The organism is Bacillus ectoiniformans (assembly GCF_016908875.1).
Lineage (GTDB): Bacteria > Bacillota > Bacilli > Bacillales > Domibacillaceae > Bacillus_BX > Bacillus_BX ectoiniformans.
The window spans coordinates 145,703-157,887 of the sequence record NZ_JAFBES010000005.1 but is presented as its reverse complement, the minus strand read 5'-3'; the positions used below and the strand labels follow the sequence as shown (position 1 = coordinate 157,887).

The following is a 12,185-nucleotide window of genomic DNA, read 5'->3' as shown; positions in this document are numbered from 1 at the left end:
CTTTGAATCACTTTTCAGAAGGAGAAGATGTGGAACGCCCATTAAAGCCGAGCCGTTTTAAATGTCTGTACAATGAAGCAATCGGGAGGCCGACAACAGAGAAATAGTCGCCTTCAATGCTTTTAACATGAACGGCGCCAAGTCCTTGTATACCGTAAGCCCCCGCTTTATCAAACGGTTCACCGCTGTCTAAATAGGCTTCAATATCCTCATCTAGCAGCTCCCAAAACGTGACGTTCGTTTTTTCGTAAAAAGTAAATGTGTCATCATTGTGTATAATGGCCACGCCTGTATAAACGGCATGCGTGTGGCCGGATAGTTTCTTAAGCATATGCCGGGCTTCATCCCGGTCTTTCGGCTTACCGAGTACGACGCCATCTTGCACGACGACCGTATCCGCACCAATCACATACTTGTTGCTTACTTCTGCAGCTACGGCTCTAGCTTTTCTTTCAGCTAATTGTGTGACGATGTCTTCTGGAGATAATTCGTTGGAGATGGTTTCATCCACATGGCTCGTTTGAACCGTAAATGGAAGATGAATTTGTTGAAGAAGTTCTTTCCGGCGGGGAGATCCAGAAGCTAAAATAATGTCAGTCAAACTTAATCACCTTTCTTTCAAGAAAATGAGGGAGATACCTTCTTATCGTATCAAAGTTCTATATGGATCACAAATTTTTCCCGAGAAATAAGGCCTGGTTTCATCACGAGCAGGGGGTATCGTTCACGACTGTGGTTTCTTCACTTTCGTCATGCGTTTATTCGCTCTCGATTCGCGTTTTTTCACTTTCACCACGCATTTATTCGCCCTCACAAATCGTTATTTCGTCATCACCCTATTTATTCTTCACTATGTGATTATTCGCTCTCTCCCCATTTCCCCACAAAAAAGAAACCTTGTCCGATGAATCAAGGTTTCTTCATTTCAGCTTTTGGTAACTTGATAGAAAATCAAGCATTTTCTTTTGTGCCTCGACCCCTGCAGTTGGCTGTCCGCTTTGGATTTGCTCTAATGCAGCGGTTAATTGTTTATGAAGCCCGGTCATTTCCTTTCCTTCCGGCTGAATGATTTTCAATTCTTTCTCCGCCTTAGCAATCTTCTCAGTGTCAGCAGGCACACCGGCAGCTACCTTTGCGCTTTCTTCAGCTAAGACCGGCACAATCACAGCTAGTGCCCCAGCCTGATTGACTATTGATTCCGAAAAAGAACCAGTCGGCGCTTTCCATTCCACAGATTTCGCGTACACATCCGCTCCTTGTCCTTTATAAATTTCACTTAGCAACTTTGCTGATTCCACCGTTTGAGATACACCTAAAATTAAAATATATTGTCCGTTTTCTTCGATTAGCGCTGTAGGTACACCCATGTAGCCTGTCGCTTTTTCCACTGTTGTGGCGGATTCTTTCGTGGAAAATACCCCGCCTTGAATGATGGCTGTATTCAGAACTGGAAGAGAAGCGGGTGCGGCAGGTGTTTTAGCCGGTGTCTCTTCCGCAGCTGGAGGAGCAGCCGCAGGTTTCTGCTCTTCTTGAAGCGTGGCCTGCGGCTTTCCTTCATTCTTTTGAGTAACGACTTTCAGCATGCCATATCCGAGTATTAGTCCAATCAGCACCGCACTGATCACAATAAGCATGACTCGCCCGAGTGCCGAACTCTTCCCTTTCTTCTCCTGATACACTTCAGGCCGATACAACACTCTCGCATCTCCCTCAGTCCGGCTCGACTCATCAGGTAGCAGCCATTCAAACTCGTCCTCATCCCGCTGCGGTTCCGCTGCCGCTGACGCTTCTTCCCGCGCTTTTTTCCAGTCCTGGACGACAAGCGTCTCGTCCTCCTGTTTTTTCTTGCCGCCAAGCACCACAAACACGGCATTATTTTTCTTCTGCTTGTCCATTTACGCTCCACCCCCGATTGCCTTCATGCTAGCACAGCGCGCAAAAAAAAGAACAAGACTTTTGTCGTCTTGTCCGCAAAGATTTTCGGCAAATTTCTACTTGTCAGTGATGTTTTCTTCTTTCAATTCCGCAATCGGCACCGGCCCTTCGACCTTGCCGCTTTCCGTCTGATAAGAACATAGCTTTTTCGAGTTCCCTATTAAACAAATGGCTTGAATACGCTCGCCGCTAGCGATGGCGTAGGATTGCAGAGATGGTGTAATATCTGATTTAGTAAATGGGTCTTGGATCACTTCTATCAATCCCGCATCGTGCAACATCGAATAATCAATCTTTTCCGGCACTTCTTCCTCGTGGGCAACCCTGTCTTTCACATAATACCGAGCCGCACTTTTCAATGTTACTGCATTGGCGACAAACGCCTGCTCTTTCGACCGCTCAATAATTCCCCCGATTCCTATGACCGCAATCGCCGCGATAATCGCCAAGATCACAACGACAGCCAACAGCTCAACTAATGTATACCCCTTATCATTTAATCCCCCACGGATTCTCATTAGTTAATCCTCACGAACGGATCTTCTTTTTTCGCCGGCGGCGGTGTGTCTAGTTTCGGCGAATCTTCAAGCAGTTCAATTAAGTCAGGCATATAGTAAGCAGCAATCACAACATTGTAAGTGAGCGGCTCAGTCTTGCCTTCTAACTCACTTAATTCTTCCGGTCCCGTAAAAGTTAAATTCTCAATTTCAATAATCCGGATTTCATTCTCCATTTCCTCGAGAAACTTCTCCATTTCGAAATACCCAGGTGACTCCACGGTTAATTGAGCCGAGATTTTCTTGATCCCAGGCGGAAGCACTTCAGGAACAGGGGCTGGATCGACATCCACTTCTACATCTTCTTCCTCAGATTCCTCCTGATCTTCCTGCTCTTCATCACCGTCTGTTACACCTGCGGCACTGTCTTTCGTGGCACTAGTGTTCCGTTCTTCAAGATCTTCCTCCGCGGTATTCTCTTCAACTTCTGCTTCTCCTTCTGTAAAAGCAATCGTTTTAATGAGGCTGCTGGATAAAAGTTCAATCTTTTCAAAATCTAAGAGAAGCTTTTCGGTCATCGGCTTAACCGGCACTTGATGCTGCAAATTATTCGTCACTACACGCGTATCGGATGAAACGGGACCATTTTGCTTCTCAAGCGCTTTAATCAACTGTTGCTCGGCTTTCCATTGTTTTTGAGTGGTGTCCACTTCTAGTACAAGCGGGCGGTAGATGCCGAAATAATAATAGGCAGCACCCCCTGCAATCACAAGAATGAGCAAAAGGGTAAGCAGTGTCTTTTTTGTTTTTAATTGACTCACGGCTGCTCCTCCTCTTCTGCTTCTAGCGGATCTTCCGTCTTCACCACATTAGGAACAAAGATAATTTCATAGTCTGCGACATATCGCGGCAGCGCATTGTTTTTTTCAACGAGCGCTTTCGCATCTTCTTCCCCTTCTTCAACAGAAGTGTTCATCGCCGTCATCTTCGCTGATTCAATCCATTTAGATGATTTCAATTCGCTTAAATAATAGGCGGCATCCCGGCCGGTATCGAATTGGATGGAGAGAGTCATCGTAAAATTATCAGTATAAGATAGCGACTGAAAAAAACCGCGATCCGGCAATTTAGAGATTAAGTGTTTCAGAATCGGAACAGTCGGCACTTTTTTCTGATCGGCCCAGCGAATCGCTTGATTCAGCTGATCGACTTTTTCCGTGTCCGTATCTGGCTGATTAATATTGGCTTCCAATGTTTCCCGCAGCTGCACCGCTGTCTTTAGCTGTGATTTAGCAAGCTCTGCTTCATTTTGCTTCGTGTGATACATGAGAAATGCCCCAATAGCTGTTAATATAATCAGCAGCCCAATCAGAATGATAGAAAAGAGGGGAAATCGTTTTCTCTCTTTTTCAGGAAGCAAGTTAATATCTATTAGCAACGATTCACACCTCTTTCAATCCAAGCCCGACTGCTGTAAAAAATGATTCAGCTACCGGTTCTCCTGCTTTATCCATTACTTCCGCTTGCTCATCATTAAATGTCTCCAGTCCTAAATTCTGGCGAATGAAGGTGTGAACGTAAGACACATGAGAATGATCACCAACCACAAACGCCCTTGCAATTTGTACCTGACCTCGGTGAAGAGAGTTTTCATAGAAGTTAATAACGTTTTCTAGCTCTTTCATTGCGTCCAGTAAATAGTTGACTTCTTTATCAGCCATATCTTCACTGCCGATTGACACTTCCTCTTGCTGCTGTTCAAGCACAACCGGCTTAATAAACTTCGGCTGATGCTGATGAAAGATCGATATGGTTAATAAGTTTTGCTTTAAATCGATCAGGAGCTCATGGTCGTACGCATTGGTTACTTCTTGATGAAAAAACAGCCGGTACAAACTGAGCGGACCAATATCGGCAGCTACAGGCCTAAGCTTCGCGTCTTCAATCAGCTCTTTAAACTGGCGAACCTGCTCTTCAGGCGCGGCAATTAAAAGCACATCCTGCTTGCCTTCACTCTCACCAGTGATCACCGCATCAAAGACCGGCTCTTCAAACGGCAAATGAATCGTTGTGCCGATTTGGATAAAGAAATGCCCTTTGATCTCATCTTCTTCGAGGTCTTTTGACACCTTTTCATTCCGCATCGCAATATAATTGTCGGGTACGACAAAACGGACGGAGCGGCGTTTGATTCCCCAATCATCGACACAGTTCTGCAGAATGCGGAGCAGGCCTTCTGCGTCGATCAGTTCGCCATTCTTTATTAAACCGGCCGGCAGCTGCCGTTCCTCTGCCTTTTGCACAACGATCGGCGAAGTCTGCTTCATTTCGACCATTCGAATGGCATAGTCGGTAAATATTAAATTGACCGTTTTATCTATCTTGGCAAACAGCTGGATCTTCATGCCGAGTTCTCCTTTTATTCAAACTTTCTAATAGTTAGAAGAAAGCTAGATACCATGATAGCATCGCTTCTCCGTAAAATAACACCACAATCGCCGCGATCGCAATAAACGGGCCAAACGGCATCGGTTTTCCTCTTTTAACTATACCAAAAAACATCAGAAAAAGACCAATAACGGCACCAATCGCACAGGCGAAAAAAAACACGAGGAACACATTTTTCGTTCCCATCACAAATCCAATGACAGCAAACAGCTTTATATCGCCCCCGCCCATTCCGCCGTTCGTCACCAGCGCAATTAAGAGCAGAAGCAGGAACCCAGAAGCAGCCCCAAGGAGAGAGTCCCACCAAGGATCTAGCGGCATCAACATCCGTCCAATAACAAAGAAAACGGAGAAGAATAACAGAATTTTATCCGGTATCAGCATATAGGCAAGATCCGACACGGTAATGATGATCAGCATCGAAATGAACAACACCGCCATGCCAAACTCCAGCGTCCATCCGAAAAAAAGATACGCATATAAAAATAACAAAGCTGTCGAGAGCTCTGTTATCGGATAAAGAGGAGAAATGCCCGTCCGGCAGACGCGGCATTTCCCTCCTTGCATCAAATATGAAATTACCGGAATCAATTCCATCGCCGATAGCGTATGGCCGCAATTCGGACAAGCGCTCCGCGGCCTCACAATCGACTGCCCCATCGGCACCCGCATCCCGACTACGTTAAAGAACGAGCCGAATAGGAGGGCATAGAGAAACACAATAAACGTCAATACATACTAACCTCCTTAAGGGCTAGATACAGTAACTTCTTCAACTGCGTCTCTTTTTAATAGTTTTTGTGTTTTTCCGTCAATCTTCTTTTTGGAACCAATTAAAGTAACTGTATAATCGTAAGCATTTCCTGTTTTTGTAATAACTACCTTTGAATCATCTTTATCATAGGTATCGCCACCACCGTCTGGATCATCCATGTTATCAATCAATCCATCCGAAATCATGTCTTCTAGTTTTAGTGTTTTTCCTGCAGTTGGAATTGTTTCATTTGCATTTCCCGCAACCCATGTCTTGGCCGAACTAATCATCTGCTGCGCATTGGCCACATGTGCATCCTTCTTAGAATTATCAATCAAACCACCAATTGCCGGAATCGCAATCGCAGCAATAATCCCCAAAATTACAACAACTGCTAAAAGCTCGATCAAGGTCAAGCCTTTTTCGTTTTTAATTCTTTGCTTAACAAAGTTTATCAACTTGTTCTCCCCCTATTTATTTCATGATTTGGTATATTCTTATGTTAGTATTTTACAGCTAGTAAATCAACCAAAAGTTATAGACATTTCTTGAACATTAGGACTGTTGGACTGTATTGAATATTTCAAACATTGGCACAAGGATTGATGTTACGATTGTTCCAACGATGGCAGCAAGCAAGACAATCATTAACGGTTCAATTAATGATTTTAGCCGGTCAGTCGCCGATTCAACTTCACCTTCATAGAAATCAGCGACTTTCCCGAGCATCGCATCAAGGGAGCCCGTTTCTTCACCAATCGAAATCATGTGGTGGATCAGTGGCGGAAAGGCCCAGTGTTTCCGCATCGGTTCTGTCAGTGAACCTCCTCGCTCAAGTGATTCCTTCGACTGATGAATGACTCTCGCAATCACTTCGTTCTCCACGACATTTTCTACAATGTCCATCGCCTGTAAAATCGGTACCGAGTTGGAAAAGAGCGAGCTGAGCGTCCGGGTCATGCGAGCAAGCACCGCCTTTTGCATAAGCGACCCAAACAATGGCATTCGTAAAATAAAGTAATCCAAATATACTTTCGTTTCTTTTCGCTGGCGCACGGCCCAAATGGACGCGAAAAAAGCGAAAAATAACCCGATTATTACATACCAGTATTTCTGCATCCACTCACTCGACCCGATAACGAATTGAGTGATCGCCGGCAGTTCGCCTCCAAAGTCATCGAACATACTGACAAAGGTCGGCACGACAGAGACTAATAGAAAGATAACAACCCCGACAGCTATGAATCCGACAACTACGGGATAAGCGAGCGCAGAAATAACTTTCTGTCTCGTCCGATGCTGCCTTTCATAGTGCTCGGCCATATCATCTAGCGTTTCATCCAGACTTCCCGTCGCTTCTCCAGCCCGCAGCATATTAATAAACAGCGGTTCAAATACGTTCTTTTGTTTAGCCGCCGCATCAGACAGCGGTCGCCCAGCGCGAAGCTCAGATTCTATTGAAATAAGCGCTTTTTTTAATCCTTTACTTTCCGTTTGCTGCGACAGAATCACCGTGGCATCCACGACAGTCACCCCGGCTTGCAAAAGCGTCGCAAACTGGCGAAGAAAAATGACCATATGCTCAAGCTTGACTTGCTTGCCAATGACAATATCTTTCGTGAGCAAGGTTTCCGGCAATTGCTCAATCTCTGTTATGCGAATACCATTTTTCTGCAGCTTAATCAGCGCATCTTTTTTTGTTTCAGCGGTAATAACCCCGGCTTTCTTGCCTTTCCGGTCACGGCCCTTGTATTTAAACCGAGCCATTCTGCTGATCCCTTTCCGTTACATAAGGCAGGGCCACTTCTTTTAAGATGGCCCCCTGCTGTACCAGCTCTTTGATTTGATCGGTCATCAGCTGCATCCCCATCGCCTTGTTCGTCTGAATGACATTTACGATTTGATGGACTTTTTCCGAGCGGATTAAATTCGCGACAGCCGGGTTATTTACAAGGATTTCAATGGCTGCCCGGCGGCCTTTTTTATCAGCTGTGGGAAACAATCGCTGCGACACAACCGCCGATAAAACAGTGGCTAATTGAATTCGGACTTGCGGCTGCTGTTCAGCTGGAAACACATCAATGATCCGTTCAATGGTCGCCGGAGCGCTTGATGTATGAAGCGTCGCAAATACGAGATGCCCGGTTTCAGCAGCTGTTATCGCTGTTTGAATGGTCTCTAAATCTCGCATCTCCCCAACTAAAATAACATCCGGATCTTGCCGGAGCGAGGCCCGCAAGCCTTTGGCAAAGTTTCTTGTATCATAGCCGACTTCCCGCTGATTAATGACACATTTGCCGTGCTTATGCAAATATTCAATTGGGTCTTCAAGAGTAATGATATGCTTTCTCGTATTTCGATTTAAGTAATCAATCATGCTTGCAAGCGTCGTTGATTTCCCGCTGCCTGTTGGACCAGTAACAAGTACGAGACCTTGAGGCTTTTCAGAAATTGTCTGTAAGATAGGCGGAAGCCTTAATTCTTCAAGTGTTGGAATATGAGTCGGAATGACCCGAATCGCTAGTGAAATACAATTACGCTGATGGTAGGCATTGACACGAAAGCGTGAGACTCTCGGAATCCCATAAGAAAAATCCAGTTCTCCCTGTTCTTTAAAGGTCTCCCAAAGGTGAGTTGGAATAACCGCTTTTCCCATTTCCTCCGTATCCGCCGGCACAAGCGAGTCTTTGCCGTATCTTTTCAGTTCCCCATGGATTCTAAAGATGGGAGGAGATCCGACCGTGACATGAATATCAGAAGCGCCCAGTTCATGAGCAGACCGCAATAAAAATTCAATTTTTTCTTTCATCATATCTCTACTCCATTAAAGCAACGCGCAGTACTTCTTCTGTGGTGGTCAGACCTTGTTTAACTTTCAGCAGGCCGTCATCCAATAAGAAGATTGTTTTCTGCTTGCGCGCTGTTTCCTTCAATTTTGAAAATGGTTCTTCATTTACAATCATCCGCTTTAATTCTTCGGTCACCGTTAACACTTCATGAATCGCCACTCGCCCTTTGTACCCTGACATATTGCAGGAAGCACACCCGCGGCCGCGAACGACCTTTTCAATTCTCAGTCCCCGTTTGGCGAAAATATCCACTTCCCGTTTAGAAGCGGTTTCTTCGTATGCACAATCACGGCACACTCTGCGGACAAGGCGCTGAGCGATGATGCCAGTGACGGAAGAAGCGACAAGAAAGGTTTCTACTCCCATATCAATCAACCGGGTGATACTGCTAAGGGAATCATTTGTATGAAGCGTACTGAGCACTAAGTGACCAGTCAAAGATGCCCGAATCGCGACTTCAGCCGTCTCTTTATCTCGAATTTCCCCGACCATGATCACATTTGGATCTTGACGCAATATGGAACGGAGGCCGGCAGCAAACGTGAGACCGACATTTGAATTGACTTGAATCTGATTAATGCCTTCCAGCTGGTACTCAACCGGGTCTTCAACCGTAATAATGTTCACTTCTTCTTGGTTCAATTTATTTAATGCCGCATATAACGTAGACGATTTACCTGAACCGGTTGGGCCCGTGATAAGAACAATGCCATTCGGACGGACAATCATTTCTTCAAATCGCTTTAGATTGACTTTATTAAATCCAAGCTGATTCAAATCATTCAGTGAACTGCTTAAATCCAAGATCCGCATAACGATTTTCTCCCCATAAATCGTGGGCAGGGTAGATACACGCATATCAATCGGACGGAAGTCGATATTCATTTTGATCCGTCCATCCTGCGGAATCCGGTGTTCGGTAATATCCAAGTTCGCTAAAATTTTGATGCGGGCGGTCAGCATATTTTGCATATGCTTAGGCAGCTGGCGTTCCGTTTGCAGCTGGCCATCGACCCGAAATCGTACAACAATTTTTGTTTCTTGCGGATCAATATGCACATCACTCGCTTTTTCAGCCAGCGCATTGGACAACAGCTGATTGACGAGTTTGACAACTGGTGAGTCCTCTTCGACAATTTGCGGACTCGGCGTCTCGTCTTTCGCGTCCGGTGCCAGAAACTCTTCAAACGCATCTTCAATGTCATAATATTTATTCACCGCTCGGACGATATCATCCTTTGTGGCAATCGCCGTATCGATCTGAAAACCGGTAGATAGACGCAAGTCTTCAATCGTATAATAGTCCATCGGATCCGCCATAGCCACAAACAGGCGGCCATCTTCTTTTTTCAGAGGAATGATTAAGTTCTTTTTCGCCGTCTCTTTCGAAATCAGCGATAACAGCTTCGTATCAATCGGGTAACGATATAAACTCACATGTGGGATCCCCAGCTGAAATTCGAGCACTTCAATTAATTGCTGCTCGGTAATATAACCGCGCTGCAAAAGAGCATCCCCAAGCTTCTGTCCATCTGACTTTTCTTTTAAAGCCGTTTGCAGCTGTTCCTCTGTAATTAAGCCAGACTCGACTAATAAATCCCCTAATCGTTTTCGTTGTTTTCGCATACTCATCACCTTTATTTGGTTAATGCGTCTTTCGGATTATCCGGTTTGCCTTTTTCATTATCGGGTGATTCTTCTTCTCCTTTTGGAGGTTCTTCCTCTGAATCTTTAGGCGTTTCTTCACTTGGCGGATCTGGTTCTTCTTCCGGTTCAGCAACCGGTTCTTCAGGCGGTGGCGGCGGTTCTGCTCTAGAACTATGACGCTCCACCCGGTGCTCCGGCGGATAAAAATCTTCTGCAATTTTTTCTTCTTTTTTACCGTTTGTTTGTCGGAACATCTGAATCATCGTGCCTTTTGAGCCTGTCTTCAACACTGTTTTTTCCCCGAAAGGCAAATCAGGTGTAAATTGCAAAATGGTTTTCGGTGAAAATGTTTGTTTATTTTTTAACAAAGAATTATATTCACTGGCAAATGGAACTCCTTTGATCGCCCCGTACAGCTTATTATTCACGACCTTCATTTCCAATGTATAGTCGATATCATTGTCGTTCATGAAAACAAAATCGAGCTCTTTCACTTTACTGATTTTTGCTTCATAGCCCAGCTCAATAAATGACGGCAACTCAGTCCCTTGATTTTTCTCTAAAATCAGAAAATTGGTTTTCAGCACCAATCGATAAAATAAGGAGGACAGCATGTTTAATTCATCTTCTGTTAAGGTCGTGTCATTCGTGCTCTCCATCCATTGATTAAATGAGAAAGCCGTATGATTCTTCAGTGTGACAGAAGGAAAGTTTATAATAAATTCGTTGATATTAGGACTAACGCTTCCCAAGCTTACCAGCGCTTCAGAAACGATCGACTGCTTGTAATCCTCAGTCGCATACACAGTCAAATCAATGACTGATTCTCCCGTTTGCAAATACGCTCCTATATCTTGAAGGTCACTGGCAAGAGCTTCAAAATCAAATGCTTGGACATCGATTTTCGGAAATTCTAAAAGAATATCAGATTTTACCTTCTCAACAGGCACCTCTGTGAGCAAAGTATTTTCCTGCTCTGGAGCCGCTTCACTGACTGACTTTTTCTGCTGAAAAGAAATCAGCTTATGATCGAAAGCGCCTTTGTCTTCTACATATTGAACCGTTATTTTCTTCGTTTTCTGCCACTCTTCAATTTCATTATTCAGCGTCTTTAAGGCCTCAAGCTTCGTTTTTCCTGAGACATCTACAGGGCCAATTTTTGTTCCCTCATTAAAACCTACTGATAAATTAAATATTTTTTCATACGCATGGGCGCCGTAATATGAAAAACCTATTAAGTAAGCAGTAATCACAATTAAACTGAGCATGATTTTAATAAAGCTGAATGATTTCATATCATGACGCCCCTATCTACACTTATCCTTCTGAATGCATGCTTAATTCCACAAGTACTTCCGGGCCTGCTTCTCTCGCTGACTGAATATCTTGCTGACTAAGAACTGTTCCGCTTGGAATGATCACACCGCGGTTTCCGCCTTTAATATCCTTTTGAACCGTTTTCCCAAGCAGCAATTCTGCTTGCTGCTGTTCGATAGCTGCCAGTCCGTCCGCTTCCTTCACTTCCGCGGCTGTTTCAGTAATTTTAGTACGTGCGGCTGTTCCGATCTGATCACGAGCTTCTTCTTTAACAATGATAATATCCTTACCATAAGTCACGATATATTCAGATTTCACGGTTACGTGTTCGTTATTTGCCAATACTTCTAGTGCTGAAATCTTCCCTGTTTCTTCATCCACTACATACTCAACAGCCGTTCCTACTAACTGACCTTTACGAGTAATTAAGCGAACATCTTCAATTTTCGTTTTACGGTTTAATAAATCACTGGCAATTGGAATTTCATTTAAATCGATAATCGATCCTTCATCTTCAATCGTCAGTGCGTATTCACCGATCCCAATGACTTTTTTAAAAGGAATGGCTTTTCCTTCCGCTTCCCAGTCCTCATGTTCAATGGTGAAGAAGTCTACGCTTCCTTGTTCAGGGTTTAGGATAAGTGATTTAATCTTACCTAACTCCACCCCGTCCATAATACTAATAATCGGCAACCCTTTAATTTCTGCACTTTTTTTCATCGTTCGTTTCACCTGTCT

At 44.3% G+C, this 12,185-nt stretch carries 13 protein-coding genes; all 13 read right to left on the bottom strand.

The annotated features are described in order from the left end of the window. Positions 1–7: 7 nt before the first annotated feature. Complete coding sequence (locus JOC78_RS09270; protein WP_204554455.1) at positions 8–601, bottom strand: Maf family protein; 594 nt, start codon at positions 599–601, stop codon at positions 8–10. A 319-nt stretch (positions 602–920) separates the two neighbouring features. Further along, positions 921–1,895: a hypothetical protein gene (locus JOC78_RS09265; RefSeq protein ID WP_204554453.1), complete on the bottom strand. Its 975-nt coding sequence runs from the start codon at positions 1,893–1,895 to the stop codon at positions 921–923. Between the two features lie 96 nt (positions 1,896–1,991). After that, the gene (locus JOC78_RS09260; RefSeq protein ID WP_204554451.1) at positions 1,992–2,453 is read right to left on the bottom strand and encodes a prepilin-type N-terminal cleavage/methylation domain-containing protein; all 462 of its coding nucleotides are present in this window, start codon (positions 2,451–2,453) and stop codon (positions 1,992–1,994) included. After that, positions 2,453–3,253 (bottom strand): hypothetical protein, encoded by an 801-nt coding sequence (locus JOC78_RS09255; protein ID WP_204554449.1) that lies wholly within the window; start codon positions 3,251–3,253, stop codon positions 2,453–2,455. Before JOC78_RS09255 ends, JOC78_RS09260 begins: the two co-directional genes overlap by 1 nt. Next, positions 3,250–3,870 (bottom strand): fimbrial assembly protein, encoded by a 621-nt coding sequence (locus JOC78_RS09250; RefSeq protein WP_204554447.1) that lies wholly within the window; start codon positions 3,868–3,870, stop codon positions 3,250–3,252. The genes JOC78_RS09255 and JOC78_RS09250 overlap by 4 nt, the downstream gene beginning before the upstream one ends. Before the next feature lie 4 nt (positions 3,871–3,874). Then, complete coding sequence (gene pilM, locus JOC78_RS09245; RefSeq protein WP_204554445.1) at positions 3,875–4,837, bottom strand: type IV pilus biogenesis protein PilM; 963 nt, start codon at positions 4,835–4,837, stop codon at positions 3,875–3,877. 34 nt (positions 4,838–4,871) lie between these two features. Then, a complete protein-coding gene (locus tag JOC78_RS09240) occupies positions 4,872–5,612 on the bottom strand; it encodes a prepilin peptidase (RefSeq protein WP_204554443.1) in 741 nt (246 codons plus the stop codon). A 15-nt stretch (positions 5,613–5,627) separates the two neighbouring features. Next, positions 5,628–6,092 (bottom strand): prepilin-type N-terminal cleavage/methylation domain-containing protein, encoded by a 465-nt coding sequence (locus JOC78_RS09235; RefSeq protein WP_239587091.1) that lies wholly within the window; start codon positions 6,090–6,092, stop codon positions 5,628–5,630. A 97-nt stretch (positions 6,093–6,189) separates the two neighbouring features. Beyond that, entirely contained in the window at positions 6,190–7,401 is a 1,212-nt protein-coding gene (locus JOC78_RS09230; RefSeq protein WP_204554441.1) for a type II secretion system F family protein, read from the bottom strand. Next, positions 7,388–8,443 (bottom strand): type IV pilus twitching motility protein PilT, encoded by a 1,056-nt coding sequence (locus JOC78_RS09225; RefSeq protein ID WP_204554683.1) that lies wholly within the window; start codon positions 8,441–8,443, stop codon positions 7,388–7,390. Before JOC78_RS09225 ends, JOC78_RS09230 begins: the two co-directional genes overlap by 14 nt. A 7-nt stretch (positions 8,444–8,450) precedes the next feature. Then, positions 8,451–10,109 (bottom strand): GspE/PulE family protein, encoded by a 1,659-nt coding sequence (locus tag JOC78_RS09220; protein ID WP_204554439.1) that lies wholly within the window; start codon positions 10,107–10,109, stop codon positions 8,451–8,453. Between the two features lie 11 nt (positions 10,110–10,120). Next, positions 10,121–11,425 carry a VanW family protein gene (locus JOC78_RS09215; RefSeq protein WP_204554437.1) on the bottom strand — a complete coding sequence of 435 codons (1,305 nt, stop codon included), beginning with the start codon at positions 11,423–11,425 and terminating at the stop codon, positions 10,121–10,123. 22 nt (positions 11,426–11,447) lie between these two features. Beyond that, positions 11,448–12,167 carry a PRC-barrel domain-containing protein gene (locus JOC78_RS09210; protein WP_204554436.1) on the bottom strand — a complete coding sequence of 240 codons (720 nt, stop codon included), beginning with the start codon at positions 12,165–12,167 and terminating at the stop codon, positions 11,448–11,450. Between the last annotated feature and the right edge of the window lie 18 nt (positions 12,168–12,185).